General features: G+C 59.7%; 20 protein-coding genes. 2 read left to right on the top strand and 18 right to left on the bottom strand.

Annotation, left to right across the window (positions count from 1 at the left end; all coding sequences use genetic code 11):
• Positions 1–74 precede the first annotated feature (74 nt).
• On the top strand, positions 75–290 hold the full coding sequence (tatA, locus tag RE418_RS00745) for a Sec-independent protein translocase subunit TatA (protein ID WP_025301834.1): 216 nt from the start codon (positions 75–77) through the stop codon (positions 288–290).
• Positions 291–383: 93 nt separating this feature from the next.
• On the opposite strand, the gene lipA is transcribed toward tatA, so the two are convergent.
• From lipA to leuS, 13 genes are all read right to left on the bottom strand, one after another.
• The gene (gene lipA / locus RE418_RS00740; protein WP_025301835.1) at positions 384–1,349 is read right to left on the bottom strand and encodes a lipoyl synthase; all 966 of its coding nucleotides are present in this window, start codon (positions 1,347–1,349) and stop codon (positions 384–386) included.
• The gene (gene lipB, locus RE418_RS00735) at positions 1,342–2,010 is read right to left on the bottom strand and encodes a lipoyl(octanoyl) transferase LipB (protein WP_049206180.1); all 669 of its coding nucleotides are present in this window, start codon (positions 2,008–2,010) and stop codon (positions 1,342–1,344) included. Before lipB ends, lipA begins: the two co-directional genes overlap by 8 nt.
• A gap of 134 nt (positions 2,011–2,144) precedes the next feature.
• Entirely contained in the window at positions 2,145–2,411 is a 267-nt protein-coding gene (ybeD, locus tag RE418_RS00730; protein WP_004940012.1) for a DUF493 family protein YbeD, read from the bottom strand.
• A 104-nt stretch (positions 2,412–2,515) separates the two neighbouring features.
• Complete coding sequence (gene dacA, locus RE418_RS00725) at positions 2,516–3,727, bottom strand: D-alanyl-D-alanine carboxypeptidase DacA (RefSeq protein WP_004940010.1); 1,212 nt, start codon at positions 3,725–3,727, stop codon at positions 2,516–2,518.
• 180 nt (positions 3,728–3,907) lie between these two features.
• The gene (rlpA, locus tag RE418_RS00720; RefSeq protein ID WP_025301837.1) at positions 3,908–4,993 is read right to left on the bottom strand and encodes an endolytic peptidoglycan transglycosylase RlpA; all 1,086 of its coding nucleotides are present in this window, start codon (positions 4,991–4,993) and stop codon (positions 3,908–3,910) included.
• Positions 4,994–5,003: 10 nt separating this feature from the next.
• A complete protein-coding gene (gene mrdB / locus RE418_RS00715; RefSeq protein WP_004940006.1) occupies positions 5,004–6,116 on the bottom strand; it encodes a peptidoglycan glycosyltransferase MrdB in 1,113 nt (370 codons plus the stop codon).
• An 8-nt stretch (positions 6,117–6,124) separates the two neighbouring features.
• Positions 6,125–8,020 (bottom strand): peptidoglycan DD-transpeptidase MrdA, encoded by a 1,896-nt coding sequence (mrdA, locus tag RE418_RS00710; RefSeq protein ID WP_025301838.1) that lies wholly within the window; start codon positions 8,018–8,020, stop codon positions 6,125–6,127.
• Between the two features lie 38 nt (positions 8,021–8,058).
• On the bottom strand, positions 8,059–8,529 hold the full coding sequence (gene rlmH / locus RE418_RS00705) for a 23S rRNA (pseudouridine(1915)-N(3))-methyltransferase RlmH (protein ID WP_004940002.1): 471 nt from the start codon (positions 8,527–8,529) through the stop codon (positions 8,059–8,061).
• A 3-nt stretch (positions 8,530–8,532) separates the two neighbouring features.
• Positions 8,533–8,850 carry a ribosome silencing factor gene (gene rsfS / locus RE418_RS00700; RefSeq protein ID WP_025301839.1) on the bottom strand — a complete coding sequence of 106 codons (318 nt, stop codon included), beginning with the start codon at positions 8,848–8,850 and terminating at the stop codon, positions 8,533–8,535.
• A gap of 194 nt (positions 8,851–9,044) precedes the next feature.
• Positions 9,045–9,707 carry a nicotinate-nucleotide adenylyltransferase gene (gene nadD / locus RE418_RS00695; RefSeq protein WP_025301840.1) on the bottom strand — a complete coding sequence of 221 codons (663 nt, stop codon included), beginning with the start codon at positions 9,705–9,707 and terminating at the stop codon, positions 9,045–9,047.
• The gene (holA, locus tag RE418_RS00690) at positions 9,697–10,731 is read right to left on the bottom strand and encodes a DNA polymerase III subunit delta (protein WP_089180618.1); all 1,035 of its coding nucleotides are present in this window, start codon (positions 10,729–10,731) and stop codon (positions 9,697–9,699) included. The genes nadD and holA overlap by 11 nt, the downstream gene beginning before the upstream one ends.
• Positions 10,728–11,288 (bottom strand): LPS assembly lipoprotein LptE, encoded by a 561-nt coding sequence (gene lptE, locus RE418_RS00685; RefSeq protein WP_043135755.1) that lies wholly within the window; start codon positions 11,286–11,288, stop codon positions 10,728–10,730. Before lptE ends, holA begins: the two co-directional genes overlap by 4 nt.
• A gap of 14 nt (positions 11,289–11,302) precedes the next feature.
• On the bottom strand, positions 11,303–13,885 hold the full coding sequence (gene leuS, locus RE418_RS00680; RefSeq protein WP_043135757.1) for a leucine--tRNA ligase: 2,583 nt from the start codon (positions 13,883–13,885) through the stop codon (positions 11,303–11,305).
• A 285-nt stretch (positions 13,886–14,170) separates the two neighbouring features.
• Here leuS and RE418_RS00675 point away from each other — a divergent pair, with 285 nt between their 5' ends.
• Positions 14,171–14,653 (top strand): zinc ribbon-containing protein, encoded by a 483-nt coding sequence (locus tag RE418_RS00675; protein WP_025301844.1) that lies wholly within the window; start codon positions 14,171–14,173, stop codon positions 14,651–14,653.
• A gap of 40 nt (positions 14,654–14,693) precedes the next feature.
• Here RE418_RS00675 and RE418_RS00670 read toward each other — a convergent pair whose 3' ends face one another.
• From RE418_RS00670 to RE418_RS00650, 5 genes are all read right to left on the bottom strand, one after another.
• Positions 14,694–15,398 (bottom strand): FMN-dependent NADH-azoreductase, encoded by a 705-nt coding sequence (locus RE418_RS00670; RefSeq protein WP_089180619.1) that lies wholly within the window; start codon positions 15,396–15,398, stop codon positions 14,694–14,696.
• A 148-nt stretch (positions 15,399–15,546) separates the two neighbouring features.
• Positions 15,547–16,479, bottom strand: a complete 933-nt coding sequence (gene rihA / locus RE418_RS00665) for a pyrimidine-specific ribonucleoside hydrolase RihA (RefSeq protein ID WP_025301846.1) — start codon at positions 16,477–16,479, stop codon at positions 15,547–15,549.
• Positions 16,480–16,594: 115 nt separating this feature from the next.
• Positions 16,595–17,320: an amino acid ABC transporter ATP-binding protein gene (locus tag RE418_RS00660; protein WP_025301847.1), complete on the bottom strand. Its 726-nt coding sequence runs from the start codon at positions 17,318–17,320 to the stop codon at positions 16,595–16,597.
• Positions 17,320–17,994, bottom strand: coding sequence for a glutamate/aspartate ABC transporter permease GltK (gene gltK / locus RE418_RS00655; protein WP_025301848.1), 675 nt, complete (start codon positions 17,992–17,994; stop codon positions 17,320–17,322). The genes RE418_RS00660 and gltK overlap by 1 nt, the downstream gene beginning before the upstream one ends.
• Positions 17,994–18,734: an amino acid ABC transporter permease gene (locus tag RE418_RS00650; RefSeq protein WP_019454074.1), complete on the bottom strand. Its 741-nt coding sequence runs from the start codon at positions 18,732–18,734 to the stop codon at positions 17,994–17,996. The genes gltK and RE418_RS00650 overlap by 1 nt, the downstream gene beginning before the upstream one ends.
• Positions 18,735–18,775: the final 41 nt, after the last annotated feature.

Raw genomic sequence — 18,775 nt, 5'->3', positions numbered from 1 at the left:
AAGTCGCTAAATATTCGCTGGCAAGGTCAGTTTTTCTCGCTGTTCACACAGCGCTCTATGATAAGAAGGTGAGTATGGAAGGTATCAGCATTACCAAACTTCTGGTGATTGCGGTGTTGGTGATTTTACTGTTCGGCACCAGCAAACTGCGCACGCTCGGCGCCGATCTTGGCGCGGCGCTGAAAGGCTTTAAAAAAGCGGTGGGCGACGACAGCACGCCGCCGGCCGCCGGCAACAGCACCGCCGAGAGCCAGTCCGCTCAGCAGAGCGTCGAAAAGAAAGACGTTTAATTCCGTCTGACTGCGCGCAATAAAAAACGGATGCCTTGCGGACATCCGTTTTTTGGCGTTTCCGCCGTCTTTAGCGTAACAAACTATTACGCGTTATTTCACTTCCATCCCTTTGGCCTGCAGATCGGCGTGGTAAGACGAACGCACGAACGGGCCGCAGGCGGCGTGGGTGAAGCCCATCGCCATCGCTTCTTCTTTCATCTCGTCAAACTCGGCCGGGCTGACGTAGCGCTGCACCGGCAGGTGGTGACGGCTCGGCTGCAGGTACTGGCCCAGCGTCAGCATGGTCACGCCGTGGCGACGCAGATCGCGCATCACTTCAACGATTTCCGCGTTGGTTTCGCCCAGGCCGACCATCAGGCCGGATTTGGTCGGGATATCCGGGTGAGCTTCTTTAAAGCGCTCCAGCAGCTTCAGCGACCACTCATAGTTGGCGCCCGGGCGCACCTGGCGGTAGACGCGCGGCACGTTTTCCAGGTTGTGGTTAAACACGTCCGGCGGCGTGGCGGTGAGGATCTCCAGAGCGCGATCCATACGGCCGCGGAAGTCCGGCACCAGCGTTTCAATTTTGATGTTCGGACTCTTGGCGCGGATGGCCGAGATGCAGTCGGCAAAGTGCTGAGCACCGCCGTCGCGCAGGTCGTCGCGGTCAACCGAGGTGATCACCACGTAACGCAGCGCCATGTCGGCGATGGTTTGCGCCAGCTTTTCCGGCTCGTTAGCGTCTGGCGCGATCGGGCGGCCGTGGGCCACGTCGCAGAACGGGCAGCGGCGGGTGCAGATAGCGCCGAGGATCATAAAGGTGGCGGTACCGTGGTTGAAACACTCGGACAGGTTAGGGCACGAGGCTTCCTCACAGACGGAGTGCAGGCCGTTTTTACGCATCGCGGCTTTGATGCCCTGAATGCGCGTTGAGTCGGCAGGCAGTTTGATCTTCATCCACTCGGGTTTACGCAACAGCTCCTGCCGTTCGGTGACCACCGTTTTGACCGGGATCAGCGCCATTTTGTCAGCATCGCGGTATTTGACGCCGCGTTCCATCTGAATTGGTTTACTCATAATCGTGCAGGTTCCAGTTACGAAGCTCGACCGTCTGGTAGCCGAGTAAATGAACAAATTCCTGTACCAGGATTGGGTGTATGTCTTCAAGGCCAACGCCGGGCGCCAGCGCGCTGACCTGCGTCATCTGCATGCCGGCGTAACCGCAAGGGTTGATGCGTTGGAAGGGGCTGAGATCCATCGCCACATTCAGGGCCAGGCCGTGGAATGAGCTGCCTTTGCGGATCCGCAAACCCAACGAACAGATTTTCTGCTCCCCCACGTACACGCCAGGCGCATCCGGACGGGCGCGCGATGCGAGGCGAAAGTGGGCGAGGGTGTTGATAACCGTATCTTCTATCGCCGTGACCAATTGACGCACGCCGACCTTGTTGCGTTTCAGATCGACCATCACGTACATCACCTGCTGACCCGGGCCGTGGTAGGTCACCTGGCCGCCGCGATCGCTCTGGACCACCGGGATGTCGCCGGGCATCAGCACATGCTCGGCTTTGCCGGCCTGGCCTTGGGTGAACACCGGGTGATGCTGTACCAGCCACAGCTCGTCCGGCGTAGTCTCGGTACGACTGTCGGTGAAGTTATGCATGGCTTGGGATACAGGCGCGTAGGGCTGCAACCCCAGCTGACGCAAAATGATCTTGTCTGGTTGCAAAAGAGTCATCGTCAGGTTACAGAAGTGGTAAAGCCATTATACCGGGCGCTCCGGCTTGCGGCCAGCCTTTCGCTGACCAAAAATGCGCAACCCGGGAAGACGCTGCGCCATCCCGGGTTGATAAGCAGGGGTTTATGCTGGAATTACAGCACCATGCGAACAATTTCAATGTTGCCTAACTCTTCGTACAGGGTTTCGACCTGCTCGATGTGAGTGGCATTGATGGTGATGGAGACGGAGTGGTAGTTGCCTTTGCTGCTTGGCTTGACCTGCGGGTTGTAATCGCCCGGCGCATGGCGCTGCACCACTTCAACTACCTGGTCAACCAGCTCAGGCTGCGCCAGGCCCATCACCTTGTAGGTAAATGAGCAAGGGAATTCGAGCAGTTCGTTCAGTTTAGTTTTTTGCATGTGCGTGCGCTCCAGAGTGCTAGCTAATCTATAAATTATAACTCCCGCCGGGGCGGGAGTTAATGTTATTCAGTATATGGGGGCAATTTCGCCCGTTTCAACCATTAACCGAACCAGTGGTGGAACATCAGTTTGATGTAGTCCACGATGCGGCTGAAGAAACCGCCTTCTTTCACTTCGTTCATCACCACCAGCGGGCGCTGATCGATGGTTTTGCCGTCCAGCTGGAAGTTGATGCTGCCCACCACCTGGTTTTTCGCCAGCGGCGCGTGAATTTCCGGCGTGTTCAGCACGTAGCTGGCCTTCAGATCTTTCATGCGGCCGCGCGGAATGGTCAGGTAGACGTCTTTGTCCACGCCGAGCTCAACGCGGTCGGCATCGCCGAACCAGACAGGCTCGGAGGCGAACTCTTTACCGACTTTCAGCGGCGCCACGGTTTCGAAGAAGCGGAAGCCCCAGGTCAGCAGTTTCTTGCTTTCGGCTTCACGGCCTTTGTAGGTGCGGCCGCCCATCACGGCGGAGATCAGGCGCATTTGGCCTTCGGTCGCCGAAGCCACCAGGTTGTAACCCGCCGCGTCGGTATGGCCGGTTTTGATGCCGTCGACGTTCAGGCTGTTATCCCACAGCAGACCGTTGCGGTTCATCTGGCGGATATTGTTGAAGGTGAACTCTTTTTCTTTGTAGATCGCGTACTCTTCCGGCACGTCGCGGATCAGCGCCTGGCCGATCAGCGCCATGTCGCGCGCCGAACTGTACTGGCCCTGGGCATCCAGGCCGTGTACCGTCTGGAAGTGAGTGTTCTGCAGGCCCAGCTTGCTGACGTAGGTGTTCATCAGGTTAACGAACGCGTCCTGGCTGCCGGCGACGTAGTCGGCCATCGCCACGCAGGCGTCGTTACCGGACTGCAGGTTGATGCCGCGGGTCAGTTTGGAGACCGGCACGCGATCGCCCGGCTTCAGGAACATCAGCGAGGAGCCTTTGAACACCGGGTTGCCGGTCGCCCAGGCGTCCTGGCCTACGGTCACCAGATCGTCCTGGCCGATTTTACCCGCTTTCAGCGCCTGGCCGATGACGTAGCTGGTCATCATTTTGGTCAGGCTGGCCGGATCGCGACGCGCATCGGCGTTCATCTCGGCCAGCACCTTGCCGGAGTTGTAATCAATCAGGATGTACGCTTCCGCATCGATCTGCGGGACACCTGGGATCATGGTTTTGATGTTAACGTCATCGGCGTGCGCAACGGAGGCTGCGCTCATTGCGATAACGGTGCCGAGGGCGATGCTTTTGATTAAGCGAAAAGAAGTTACTTGTTTCATGATCGGGACTACAACATCCGTGAAAGTAAAGTTAAAAAACGAGCCACACTATAGCAGATGCGATCCCGGCAGGCATTACCCATTCATCTGACTAATTGCGGTTAGTGCCCTTTTAGCTGCAAGAAAATGTTTCAGCTAAATAACCGCTTATCGGCCGTGAATGCCCACCGGGCTTAATGCTCAGGGTGCAGCAGTAACGAAAGACTGTTGTTGCGCTTCGCTCGCCAGGCGTTGCTGCAGCTGGGCCGCCTGCTGACGGCTGCTGAACGGGCCGAGCTGGACGCGATAAACGTTGCCGTTGGCCGCCACTTTGCCCGGGACGCCAAACTGTTGGCTCAGGCTTTGCTGCCAGCTCTGGGCACGCTCGGCGCTGCTCAGCGCACCGACCTGCACCACGTAACCGCCGGAGGACGAAGCGGCAGCCATGCCGGCAGCTGCGGCGCCGGCCGCGACCGGTGCAGCCACGGCGGCGGCTTCAGGCTCCGAACCTTCCAGCACGCCGGCCGGCAATGCGCTTGGCGCGCCGAGGAAACCGCTGCGGCCGCTACCGGCGTTGCCGCCGGTTGCTGGAGCGTTGTCGTCGTCGGTGCGCAGGGTGCTGTTATCGATCGGGCGTACCGCCGCGCCGCTGGCGACCGGCACGTCCTGTTGGATGGGGGTGCCCATGCCGCTGGCGCCGAGATCCGGGCGCGACGGCAGGGCATAGCTCTGCTTCGCCACGATGGTACCGATGGTGCCTGGGCCGCTCAGCGTGCCGTCCGGCGCCACGTTGATGAAATCGACTTTGACCTTGGTGTTGTTCGACAGGTTGAGGCGATCGGCGGCGGCTTTCGACAGATCGATAATACGGCCCTTGGTGTAAGGCCCGCGATCGTTGACGCGCACCACCAGCTGACGGCCGTTGGCCAGGTTAGTGACGCGCACATAGCTTGGGATCGGTAAGGTCGGGTGCGCCGCAGTCAGACCGTTGGGGTCGAACTGCTCGCCCAGCGCCGTGGTGTTGCCGTTGGCTTCTTCGCCATACCAGGCCGCCAGGCCGGTCTGCGAGAAGTTCTGCGGATCTTTTACGATGCGGTAAGTATCGCCATTAACCTTATAATCCTGCATGTTATTAGGGTTATAGGGTTCATATTGAGGCTCGACGCCACCGATCTCCACCACCGGGCCGTTGTACGGCTGCTGTGGTGCCTGCTGTTCCGTGGTCGGGGCGGTACAGGCGGAGAGCAACACCGCCGCGACGCCGATCCAAAGCCATTCCTTACGCATTACTCACCTCTTATAAACTTTTAGACAGCATTTTCCGATGCGTGTGGATCGACATGATGATGCCGAAACCGGCCATCAATACTATCAGCGCCGAACCCCCGTAACTGACCAGAGGCAAAGGTACGCCAACTACCGGCAAAATGCCACTGACCATACCGATGTTAACAAAGACATAAACGAACAAAATCAGCATCAAGCCGCCGACCATGACGCGGCCGAAGGTGGTTTGCGCCTTGGCGGCGATCATCAGCCCGCGAATGATCACCAGCAGGTAGAGCGCCAGCAGCACCAATACCCCGATCAGCCCCAGCTCTTCGGCCAACACGGCGAAGATAAAGTCGGTATGGCGCTCCGGCAGAAACTCCAGCTGCGACTGGGTGCCGTGCAGCCAGCCCTTGCCGGACAGGCCGCCGGAGCCGATGGCGATCTTGGATTGAATGATGTGATAGCCGGCGCCGAGTGGGTCGCTCTCCGGATCGAGCAGCATCATGACGCGGTCGCGCTGATAGCCGTGCATCAGGAAGAACCACAGCACCGGGATAAAGGCCGCCAGTGCGACGGCGGCGACGGCGATCAGCTTCCAGCTCATGCCCGACAGGAACAGCACGAACAGGCCGGAGGCGGCGATCAGGATCGAGGTGCCCAGATCTGGCTGCGCGGCCACCAGCAGCGTTGGCAGGAAGATCAGCACCAGCGCGATGGCGGTGTTTTTCAGCGAAGGCGGGCAGACATCGCGGTTCATAAAGCGCGCCACCATCAGCGGCACGGCGATCTTGGCGATTTCCGACGGCTGGAAGCGCACCACGCCGAGATCCAGCCAGCGCTGCGCGCCTTTACTTATCTGGCCGAAGGCGTCCACGAGGATCAGCAAAATCACGCAGAAAATATACAGATAGGGCGCCCAGCTTTCGTACACGCGCGGCGGGATTTGCGCCATGACGGCCATCACGATCAGCCCCATGACGATCTGCCCGATCTTGCGCTCCATCATGCCGATGTCCTGGCCGCTGGCGCTCCACATCACGAAGGCGCTGTAGACCAACAGGGCCAGGATCAGCAGCAGGAACGTCGGGTCGATGTGGATTTTGGTCCAGATCGAGCCTTTTTGTTGGCTTTCAGTCATGTTCTACCTTAGTCACCTTCTACGCCAGGCGGCAGCGGGGCCTCGCTTGGCAATTGCGTATTGTTGTCGCCCAGCAGAATGTGGTCGAGGATCTGGCGGGTGATGGTTCCCACCGCCGGACCGGAGCCGCCGTTTTCCAGAATGATGGCGACCGACACCGTCGGATTGTTGAACGGTGCGAAGGCGGTCATCAGTTTGTGATCGCGCAGGTGCTCCGCCAGTTTGTGGGCGTTGTAGGTTTCATAGCCGAATACCTGTGCGGTACCCGATTTCGCCGCGGCTTTATAAGGTGCGTCCGCAAAGTATTTGCGCGCCGTCCCGTTCGGACGGTTGGCCACACCATACATGCCGTCTTTGGCGATTTCCCAGAAGCCGGAGTGAATATCGCCGATCTGCGTGCTCTCTTCCTGTTTGAACGGCACCAGCGCGCCGTTGACGCGGGTACTCTGCAGCAGGTGCGGCGTTTTGACGGTGCCGTCGTTGATCAGGGTGTTCAGTGCTTTGGCCATCTGGATCGGCGTGGCGGTCCAGTAACCCTGGCCGATACCCACCGGAATGGTGTCGCCCTGATACCACGGCTTTTTATAGCGTTTGAGCTTCCACTCGCGCGTCGGCATTAGGCCGGATCGTTCTTCGGACAGATCGATGCCGGTGTACTGGCCGTAACCGAATTTGGTCAGCCAGGTCGACAGCCGATCGATCCCCATGTCATAGGCGACCTGATAGAAATAGGTATCTGCGGACTCTTCCAGCGCCTTGGTGACGTTCAGGCGGCCGTGGCCCCATTTTTTCCAGTCGCGGAAGCGTTTTTCCGAGCCGGGCAGTTGCCACCAACCGGGATCGAACACCACGGTGTTTTTGGTGATCACTCCGGCGCTCAGCGCCGACACCGCGATGTAAGGCTTCACCGTTGATGCAGGCGGATAGACCCCCTGCGTGGCGCGGTTGATCAGCGGGCGATTCGGATCGTTCAACAGCCCCTGGTAGTCCTTGCTGGAAATGCCGTCGACGAACAGGTTTGGATCGTAACTCGGGTTGGACACCATCGCCAGGATGGCGCCGGTGCGTGGATCGCTCACCACCACCGCGGCGCGGCTGCCGACCAGCAGCTGCTCGATATAGCGCTGCAAATCAAGATCGAGCGTCAGGTAAACGTCCTGACCGGCGGAAGGCGGCTGTTCGTGCAATTGGCGGATCACCCGGCCACGGTTGTTGACCTCGACCTCTTCATAGCCGGTTTTGCCGTGCAGCGTGTCTTCGTAATAGCGTTCGATACCCAGCTTGCCGATATCGTGGGTGGCGGCGTAGTTGGCCAGCTTGCCGTCTTTATCCAGGCGTTCGACGTCGCGGTCGTTGATCTTCGACACATAGCCGGTGACGTGGGTGAGGGCGGAACCGTAGGGGTAGTAGCGGCGCTGGTAGCCTTTTACTTCCACGCCGGGGAAGCGGAACTGATTGACCGCAAAGCGGGCGACCTGCACCTCGGTTAGCGCGGTTTTCACCGGAATGGAGACGAAACGGCGCGAACGCTTGCGCTCTTTTTCGAAATTGGTGATGTCGTCGTCGGTCAGATCGACCACCGTGCGCAGCGCCTGCAGCGTGGCTTTGAGATCGTCAACCTTCTCTGGCATCAGTTCCAGCTGATAAATGGTGCGGTTGAGTGCCAGCGGGGTGCCGTTGCGATCGTAGATAATGCCGCGGCTGGGCGCGATGGGCACCAGCTTGATGCGGTTTTCGTTGGAGCGGGTGCGGTAATCCTCGACGCGGACCACTTGCAGATTATACAGGTTGGCGATCAGGATGCCGGACAGCACCAGGATGACCAGGAACGCCACCAGGGCGCGGCGTACAAACAGGGCGGATTCAGCCGTATAGTCGCGAAAAGGGTTACGTTCTATTTTCATCCCGCTGCTTTATTTCACTCTGTCACGGTCACCACCGGCTATTCCCGGTGGTAAGGATGATTTGTTGTAATACTCCAGGCGCGGTAGAGGCTTTCGGCCACCAGGACGCGCACCAAAGGATGCGGCAGCGTCAACGGAGAAAGCGACCAGCTCTGCTCGGCAGCGGCTTTGCAGGCGGGCGCCAGCCCTTCCGGGCCGCCGATCAGCAGGCTGACGTTGCGGCCATCCTGCTTCCAGCGCTCAAGCTGCTGCGCCAGCTGCGGCGTTTCCCACGGCGTGCCTGGGATATCCAGCGTAACGATGCGGTTGCCTTTGCCCACCGCCGCCAGCATCTGTTCGCCTTCCTTGTCCAGAATGCGTTTGATGTCGGCGTTTTTGCCGCGTTTGCCCGCCGGGATCTCGGTCAGCTCAAACGGCATATCTTTGGGAAAGCGGTGCAGGTAATCCATAAAGCCGGTTTGCACCCAGTCTGGCATTTTGGTGCCGACCGCCACCAATTGCAGTTTCACCGCTTAGCTCCAGAGTTTTTCCAGCTCGTACAGGCGACGGCTTTCTTCCTGCATCACGTGCACGATCACTTCGCCCAGATCGACCACGATCCAGTCGGAGGCTTCCTGGCCTTTCATGCCAAACAGCTCCATGCCTACGGCACGGGATTCCTGTACCACGTGGTTGGCGATCGACATCACGTGGCGAGTCGATGTGCCGGTGCAGATGATCATGCAATCAGTGATGCTGGATTTGCCCTGTACGTCCAGAGCGATAATGTCTTGGCCTTTCAGGTCATCGATTTTATCGATGACGAAATCTTGGAGCGCTTTACCTTGCAAAGGTTCCCCCTCGGGTGTGTTCTGTTCAGTCGACTGCAGCGGGCAACATGCGCACGCCGCGGCGTAACCGGATAATGGTTTCGGCAGGCTGCCGCTGAAAGCCAGCTAACTGGTGACTGCCCGGCCAGCTAAGGTTTCCGGGGTTTTCAGCGGATACCTGAAAAATAGCGGCGCAGTATATCACGCACCTTTCGCTAGCGATATAAACCCTGCAACTCGATATAGCGCTGCACCGGGCGTGGCAGCAGGTCGTCGCAGTTGAGGCCCTGATGGCGGCGCTGGCGGATCTCGGTGGCGGAAATTTCCAGTTCCGGCGTATCTGCCAGATAGATATGGCCGTGCGGGCGACGGCTGAGCAGCGCCGGATCGACGGTGCGATGGCGTTCCAGCCACTGCTGCAGTTCCGGTGTGTCCATGCGATCGTTATAGCCCGGGCGCGCCAGCACCAGCAGGTGGCAGACGTCCAACAGCGCCTGCCAGCGATGCCATTTATGCAATGTCAGCAGCGAGTCCTGGCCAATAATAAACGCCAGTGGCTGGGCGGCGCCACGCTCTTTACGAATCGTTTCCAACGTCTCGATGGTGTAGGAGGGGGTGGTGCGGTGCAGTTCGCGATCGTCGACCGCAAACAGCGGGTTGCCGGCGATCGCCAGCTCGACCATCTTCAGGCGTTGCTGCGCATTGGCCTCCGGCTGCGGGCGGTGCGGCGGCACGTGGTTAGGCAGCAGCGTGACGCGATTCAGACCCACTTCGGCGGCCAACGCTTCCACCGGCCGCAGGTGGCCGTAGTGGATCGGATCGAAGGTGCCGCCGAACAGCGCGTGCAAAACGGTGGGGTGTTCCGGATTAGTGGGCATCGCTAAAACTCGTGGCCAGGGGTTTGCCGCACAGCAGCATCGACAGGGTTTCCAGTTCCGGCCAGACCGACTGGCCATAGTCCTGCTTGAGGGTCAGCTCGATTTGCGTCAGCAGCTGTACCGCTTGCTGCAGCTGGGCGCCGGACAGGCGTTGCAGCGCCTGGGTCACCAGCGGGCGGCGATTCTGCCAGACCTTGTGCTGGTCGAACAGCGTGCGCAGCGGCGCGGACGCCATGCGGCGCTGCAGCGTCAGCAACAGCAGCAGTTCGCGCTGTAAGGTGCGCAGCAGGATCACCGGCTCCACGTCCTCTTGCTGCAGCTGCTGCAAGATATGCCAGGCGCGCTTGCTTTTGCCGGCCAGCAGGGCATCCAGCCAGTGGAACGGCGTGAAGTGGGCGGCGTCGTTCACCGCCTGTTCGACGCGCGGCAGCGTGAGTTTGCCGTCCGGGTGCAGCAGCGACAGCCGCTCCAGCGACTGCGACAGCGCCAGCAGGTTGCCTTCGTAGCAGTAGCACAACAGCTGATTGGCGGCGTCGTCCAATTCCAGCTTTATCGCCTTGGCGCGCGTGGCGACCCAGCGCGGCAGCTGTGCCTGTTCCGGCGTCTGGCAACTGACGAGGGCGCCGTGTGGGCTGAGCGCCTTGAACCAGGCGCTGTTTTCCTGCGCTTTGGTGAGGCGCGGGCCGCGCAGGATCAGCAGAATATCCTCGTGCAGCAGCGTGGCAAGCTTGGTCAGCTGTTCGCCGATCGGCGCCGTCGGGCCGTTTTCCGGGAAGATCAGCAGCAGCGTCTGGCGGCTGGCGAACAGGCTCATCGCCTGGCAGATGCCGAAGATGGCGTCCCAGTCGGTATGGGCGTCGAGGGAAATGCTGTAGTGCTCGCTGAACTGCTGCTGTTGCGCAGCCTGCCGGAGCAGATCCTGGCTTTCCTGCAGCAGTAGCGGTTCATTGCCGCTCAATAAATAACAAGCGCGCAGCCCCTCTCGGAGCTGCGCGGCAAGTTGTTCCGGATAAATGCGGATCATTGTGCGGTTTGGCTTGCCGCTCGTTCGCCGACGGCAGCGGCTTTCTGCCGGTTTTCTTCTTCCGCCGCGTGCACGGTCAGCAGTTTGCGCACCAGCTGTTGCGCCGCCTGCTCACGCATTTCCTGGCGAATGATCTCCTGCTCGGAGTCTTTGGCCAGCGCGGTCAGCGGGTTGTCGAAGAACGAACGGAACACTTTCACCGACAGCGGATACAGGTCGTGGCCCGGGAGCAGCACCTGCGCCTGCACGGTCAGCACCAACTGGTACTCGGCGGTTTTACCGTCCTGGAAGATCGAGGCGGTATCCTGGCTTTCCGTCGCGCCGAGGATGCGCAAGGAAGGCACGTCTTTGCGCTTCGGATCGCTGACGATGGTCACGTCGTTCAGACGCAACTGCTCACGCACCGCGCGCGTCAATGGTCCGTAAGGATCCGAACTGTCCAGGATCAGCGTTTTCATTTCATTAGGCACCTGCGTGGTGCCACGCAGGTGAAAACCGCAGCCGGCGGTGACCAGCACCGCCAACCCCAGCAACAGCGTCAGAATACGTTGTCGCACAACTCCTCCTTGTGTTAACCCACAACCAGGTTAAGCAGTTTGCCCGGAACGTAGATCACTTTGCGAATCGTGACGCCGTCCAGATATTTAGCCACCAGATGCTCTTCGGCAGCGCGCGCGCGCACTTGCTCTTCGGTCGCATCGGCAGATACGGTGATTTTAGCGCGAACCTTGCCGTTCACCTGCACCACCACCAGCTTGGAGTCCTCGACCATCGCCTGTTCGTCGGCAACCGGCCATGGCGCGGTGTCCACGTCGCCTTCGCCGCCCAGCGACTGCCACAGGGTGAAGCACACGTGCGGGGTGAACGGATACAGCATGCGAACCACGGCCAGCAGCGCTTCCTGCAGCAGCGCGCGATCCTGCTCGCTCTCCTGCGGCGCGCGGGCCAGCTTGTTCATCAGCTCCATCACGGCGGCGATCGCGGTGTTGAAGGTCTGACGGCGGCCGACATCGTCGGTCACCTTGGCGATGGTTTTGTGCAGATCGCGGCGCAGCGCTTTCTGATCTTCGTTCAGCGCCGCCACGTCCAGCGGCTGTACCGCGCCTTTTGCCACGTGATCGTAGGCCAGTTTCCATACGCGCTTCAGGAAGCGGTTAGCCCCTTCTACGCCGGATTCCTGCCACTCCAGCGTCATTTCTGCCGGTGAAGCGAACATCATGAACAGACGCACGGTGTCCGCGCCGTATTTTTCCACCATTTCCTGCGGGTCGATGCCGTTGTTCTTCGACTTCGACATTTTGCTCATGCCAGCATAGACCAGTTCACGGCCTTGCGGATCGGTGGCCTTGATGATGCGGCCCTTGTCGTCGCGCTCGACCGTGGCGTCAACCGGAGATACCCAGACGCGCTCGCCGCTGTTGCCGGTGTAGTAGAAGGCGTCGGCCAGCACCATGCCCTGACACAGCAGGCGCTTGGCCGGCTCGTCGGAATCCACCAGGCCCGCATCGCGCATCAGCTTGTGGAAGAAGCGGAAGTACATCAGGTGCATGATGGCGTGTTCGATACCGCCGATATATTGATCGACCGGCAGCCAGTAGTTGGCGGCGGCCGGATCCAGCATGCCCTGGTCGTACTGCGGGCAGGTATAGCGCGCGTAGTACCAGGAAGACTCCATAAAGGTGTCGAAGGTGTCGGTTTCACGCAGCGCCGGCTGGCCGTCAACGGTGGTCTTCGCCCACTCAGGGTCGGCCTTGATCGGGCTGGTGATGCCGTCCATGACCACGTCTTCCGGCAGGATCACCGGCAGCTGATCTTCCGGCGTCGGCATCACGGTGCCGTCTTCCAGCGTCACCATCGGGATTGGCGCGCCCCAGTAACGCTGACGGGAGACGCCCCAGTCGCGCAGACGGTAGTTGACCTTGCGCTGGCCCACGCCCTTGGCGACCAGTTTGTCGGCGATGGCGTTAAAGCCGGCTTCGTTGTCCAGACCGTCAAACTCGCCGGAGTTGAACAGCGCGCCTTTGTCGGTCATCGCTTCGGCGCTCACGTCAGGTTGGCTGCCGTCGAGGTTCAGGATCACCGGTTTGATCGGTAAATCGTATTTGGTGGCGAATTCCCAGTCGCGCTGGTCGTGCGCCGGTACCGCCATCACGGCGCCGGTGCCGTATTCCATCAGCACGAAGTTGGCGACCCACACCGGCAGCTTCTCGCCGCTCAGCGGGTGGACAACGAACAGGCCGGTTGGCATGCCTTTCTTCTCCATCGTCGCCATTTCGGCTTCGGCCACTTTGGTGTTGCGGCATTCGTCGATGAAGTCGGTCAGCGCCGGATTGTTGCGCGCGCCCTGTTGCGCCAGCGGGTGGCCCGCGGCGACCGCCACGTAGGTGGCGCCCATGAAGGTGTCGGGACGGGTGGTGTAAACCGTCAGCTTCTCTTCGCTGTCCGCCACGTCGAAGGTGATTTCCACGCCTTCGGAGCGGCCAATCCAGTTGCGCTGCATGGTTTTCACCTGCTCCGGCCAGCTTTCCAGCGTGTCCAGATCGTTCAGCAGCTGATCGGCGTAAGCGGTGATTTTGATGAACCACTGCGGGATCTCTTTACGCTCGACCTTGGTGTCGCAGCGCCAGCAGCAGCCGTCGATAACCTGTTCGTTGGCCAGCACGGTCAGATCGTGCGGACACCAGTTCACCGCCGAGGTCTTCTTGTAGACCAGGCCTTTTTCATACAGCTTGGTGAAGAACCACTGTTCCCAGCGGTAGTATTCCGGCTGGCAGGTAGCGATTTCGCGATCCCAGTCGTAGCCGAAGCCCAGCAGTTTCAGCTGGTTCTTCATGTATTCGATGTTGTCGTAGGTCCACGGGGCCGGTGCGGTGTTGTTTTTCACCGCCGCACCTTCCGCCGGCAGGCCGAACGCATCCCAGCCGATCGGCTGCAGTACGTTTTTACCCAGCATGCGCTGATAGCGCGAGATCACGTCGCCGATAGTGTAGTTACGAACGTGGCCCATGTGCAGTCGGCCGGACGGGTAAGGCAGCATGGATAGGCAGTAGTACTTTTCCTTGCTGTCGTCTTCGGTAACTTTGAAAGTCTGCTTCTCTTGCCAGTGAAGCTGTACGTTCGATTCTATGTCTTCTGGACGGTATTGCTCTTGCATGGCGGCCGGTGGTCCTGTAGGTGTAAACCGTTGCCCCGGTCAGAGGCAACGCAATGAACATTTAGTATTCGTAGATCCGCATAGCATAGCTGATAAGACCTCTCGGCAACAACTCCAAGCGCCTGACTCGGCGCATTTAAAAAAAACGCCGCCATGACGCGGCTCACAACCTGCGGATCCCGCGTCTTGCCAAGTGACATCAGTCATTTACGGCTAAAATAAGAACAAGTAGCTTAGGGGTATCCCTACAGCCAAGCCCGGCGCAGCGTTTATCGAGGAGAGTCTATGAACAAGGTTGCTCAGTATTACCGCGAATTGGTGGCATCGCTGACCGAACGCCTGAAAAACGGTGAACGTGATATCGACGAACTGGTGGCCAGCGCGGAGCGGCGGTTGAACGAGGCCGAAGATCTGACCCGCGACGAGGTGCGGCAGGTGACGCAGGCGGTGCGGCGCGATCTGGAAGAGTTCGCCCGCAGCTATCAGGAAAGCCGGGACGAGTTTACCGACAGCGTGTTTATGCGGGTGATCAAAGAGAGCCTGTGGCAGGAACTGGCGGATATCACCGACAAAACCCAGCTGGAGTGGCGTGAAGTGTTCAAGGATGTCAGCCATCACGGCGTTTATCACAGCGGTGAAGTGGTGGGGTTGGGCAATCTGGTGTGCGAGCAGTGTCACTACCATCTGGCGTTTTACACGCCGGAGGTGCTGCCGCTTTGCCCGAAATGCGGTCACGACCAGTTCCAGCGTCGGCCGTTTGAGCCTTGATGACGTTCCCCGCCAGGGCGGGGAACACTAAGGCCGGCGTTTAACGGAACAGTTTCTTCAGCAGGTTGCTCAGGAAACCGCCGCTGACGGCTGCTGGGGCGGCTTGCGCCTGCGCCGGTGCGCTGGCCGGTACGGCGACGCCGGCCGGGATTTTCTGCGCGACCGCGATGCGGCTGTCCTGGGCGGCTTTCTCCGCCGCTTCCGGGCCGTAGGCGAAGCCTTCCGCCAGTACGAATTCAACGTCGGTGATGCCGATAAAGCCCAGGAACAGCTTCACGTACGGCGTGATCAGATCCGTCGGCGTGTCGGCGTGGATGCCGCCGCGGCTGGAGATGACGATCGCTTTCTTGCCCGTCACCAGCCCTTCGGCACCGGCGGAGGTGTAGCGGAACGTCTGACCGGCGCGGGCGATCAGATCGAAGTAGATTTTCAGCTGCGTCGGGATGTTGAAGTTGTACATCGGGGCGCTGATGATCAGCGTGTCGTGCGACTTCAGCTCGGCAATCAGCTCATCGGAAAGCGCCAGGGTGCTCTGCTGATGCGGCGTCAGCGGGTTGTCGCCGGCGGTAAAGCCAGCCATCACTTCGCCATCCAGCTCCGGCAGCGTTGGGTTAGCCAAGTCGCGCACGGTGAACGTGTCTTCTGGGTGAGCTTCACGCCATTGTTCAACAAAAAAATCGACTAATTTTCCAGACTGGGAATATTCACCCAGAATACTTGATTTCAGGACCAGTACGCGGCTCATTGGCTTATCTCCAGGCGAAGTTTAATCGGTGACGATGTCAGTCGGTGTAAACGCATGGTAGAGGCAAACCATCAACAGTGATAGCGCAAAAATTCGCTGAGTTAAATCAAAAAAGTTGAAGGAGGGGCGCGAGCGCGCCCCGATGGGATCAATAACGCGCCAGGCGCTCGGCCAGCAGATCGATAAAACCCTCGCGGTTGATGCCGGTCAGCACTTCCACGTTGGCCGCGTTGCCGGTTTGCTGGAAATAGTCCACCACCGTCATGCCGACGGTGTATTCCCCTTTGGTCTCCACACCGACCCAACGTTCTACGCCGGTGAACAGCTGCGGCGCCAGCAGCCAGGCGATGGTGCAGGGATCGTGCATCGCAGCGCCGGGCAGGCCGCGCGGATGGCTGAGGTACAGCGGCAGGTAAAAATCGAGCATCTCCGCGACCGCCTGCGCGACCGGATTGTCTATCTGGCGAATGCGCTCGATATCCTGCGGCAACACCAGCGCTTGATGGGTGACGTTCAGCCCGGCCATGGTCAGCGGCACCCCGGATTTCAGCACCATTTCGGCGGCTTCGGGATCGACGAAGATGTTGAACTCCGCGACAGGCGTAGTATTGCCGGCGTTCATACCGCCGCCCATGAATACGATGCGTTCGATATGGCTTTTCAGCTCGGCATGCTGGGCCAGCAGCAGGGCGATATTGGTCATCGGGCCGGTCACCACCAGGGTTATCGGCTGCGGGCTGGCGCGCAGCAAGTCGGCGATCAGCTCGACGGCGCCGCGGGGATCGGGTTTGATTGTCGGCGTCGGCAGGTGGGTGTTGCCCATGCCGGTTTTGCCGTGGACATAGTCGGCGATCACCAGTTCGCGCATCAGCGGGCCGCTGGCGCCGGCGGCGACCGGTATGTCCTCGCGCTGCATCAGGGTCAACAGGCCCAGCGCGTTATGCAGGGTTTTCTCCGGCGTCTGGTTGCCGGCGGAGGTGGTGATGGCTTTGATGTCCAGTTCTGACGAACGCAGCGCCATAGCCAGCGCGATGGCGTCGTCGAGGCCGGGATCGCAATCGATGATAATAGGGCGGGGCATGTTCTTTCTCCTCTGTTTGTTATCCAGCGAGCATCGGATCAAAACCGGGGAGAAACAAGCGCTTTTAGTGCCGGGGGAAAAGATGCGCCCCTGGCGGGGCGCATAGGCAGAGCGTTTAGTGCAGGATCTTGGCCAGAAAATCCTTGGCGCGATCGGACTCGGGGTTGTTGAAGAAATCGTCTTTGTTGCGGTCTTCGACGATTTTGCCTTCGTCCATAAAGATCACTCGATTCGCCACCTTGCGGGCGAAGCCCATTTCGTGGGTTACCACCATCATGGTCATGCCTTCGTTCGCCAGTTCGACCATCACGTCCAGCACTTCGTTGATCATTTCCGGATCGAGCGCAGAGGTCGGCTCATCGAACAGCATGGCGATAGGATCCATGCACAGCGCACGGGCGATGGCGACGCGCTGCTGCTGGCCGCCGGACAGCTGACCGGGGAACTTGTTGGCATGGGCGGAGAGGCCGACGCGCTCCAGCAGCTTCAGACCCTTCTCGCGTGAGGCGGATTTGTCGCGCTTGAGCACTTTCACCTGCGCCAGCGTCAGGTTGTCGATGATAGACAGGTGCGGGAACAGCTCAAAGTGTTGGAACACCATGCCTACCTTGGCACGCAGCTGCGCCAGGTTGGTTTTCTTGTCGTTGACCGGCGTGCCGTTCACCAGGATATTGCCCTGCTGGATCGGCTCGAGGCCGTTGACGGTTTTGATCAGGGTGGACTTGCCGGAACCTGAAGGACCGCAGACGACGACCACTTCGCCTTTTTTCACTTCGGTGGTGCAATCGGTCAACACCTGAAAGTGACCGTACCACTTAGAAACATTTTTCAGGGATATCATCAAACAGTCCTTTTCTTCAAATAGCTTACCAGCGCCGAGGCGGCGAGGCTGATAACAAAATAGACAAAGCCGGCGAACAGGATCATTTCAACCTGGGTGCCGTCGCGTTCGCCGATGGTCGACGCGGTGCGGAAGAAGTCGGCCAGGCTCAGTACGTAAACCAGCGAGGTATCCTGGAACAGGACGATGCCCTGGGTCAGCAGCAGCGGCACCATGGCGCGGAACGCCTGCGGCAGGATCACCAGCCGCATGGATTGCCAATGGGTCATGCCCAGCGCCAGCGCGGCGGAGGATTGGCCGCGCGAGATGCTGATGATGCCGGCGCGGATGATTTCCGAGTAATAGGCCGCTTCAAACAGGGAAAAGGCTACCATAGCCGAGATCAGGCGAATATCGGTTTTCGGCGATAAGCCTAGAACCTGTTGTAATAAGCTTGGAACCACCAGGTAGAACCACAGCAGCACCATCACCAGCGGCACCGAGCGGAACAGGTTGACGTACAGGGTGGCGAACCAGCTGATCGGTTTGAACGGCGACAGGCGCATCACCGCCAGCACGGTACCCCACAGAATGCCGACCACGATGGCGGTCACGGTGATCTTCAGCGTGATTACCATGCCCTGCAGCAGAAACGGGAAGCTTGGGACGATCGACGCCCAGTCAAATTCGTACATTATTTACTCCCCAGGTTGCCAGGCAACTGCACTTTCTTTTCGACCAGACGCATAAACAGCATGATAACGGCGTTGATGCCGATATAAGCCAGCGTGATGGCGGTAAAGGATTCATAGGCGTGTGCGGAGTAATCCAACAGCTTGCCGGCCTGCGCGGCCATGTCCACCAGCCCGATGGTAGAGGCGATGGCGGAGTTTTTGACCAGGTTGAGCATCTCCGAGGTCATCGGCGGCACGATCACCCGGTAGGCGTTCGGCAGCAACACGTAGCGGTAGGTTTGCGGCAGCGTCAGGCCCATCGCCAGCCCGGCCGCTTTCTGGCCGCGCGGCAGGGACTGGATGGCGGCGCGCACCTGTTCGCAAACGCGGGCGGCGGTAAACAATCCCAGGCAAAGCATGGAAGAGACGAAGAACTGCACGTTGGGATCCAGCTCGCTTTTAAACCAGGTGCCGATATTGGCCGGCAGCAGCTCGGGGATCACCAGATACCAGGTAAAGAATTGCACGATCAGCGGCACGTTGCGGAACAGTTCGACGTAACAGGTGCCGAGGGCGGAAAGAAAGCGGTTGGGTACGGTACGCAAGATACCGAACAGCGAACCGACGAAGAAAGCGATAATCCATGCACAGACGGAGAGGGCCACCGTGACCTGAAAGCCGGACCAGATCCAGCCGAGGTAAGTGGTGTTCCCAAACGGGGCCTGCTGCAGGAAGATACCCCAGTTCCAATCTATTGACATAACAAACTCCGGTAAACGGGCGCAGAGCGCCGAAGATTGAT

The sequence above is a fragment of the Serratia sp. szju genome (assembly GCF_044594185.1).
Taxonomy (GTDB): domain Bacteria; phylum Pseudomonadota; class Gammaproteobacteria; order Enterobacterales; family Enterobacteriaceae; genus Serratia; species Serratia bockelmannii.
Note: the sequence above shows the minus strand (reverse complement) of the source record. Positions and strands in the feature narration are given on the sequence as shown.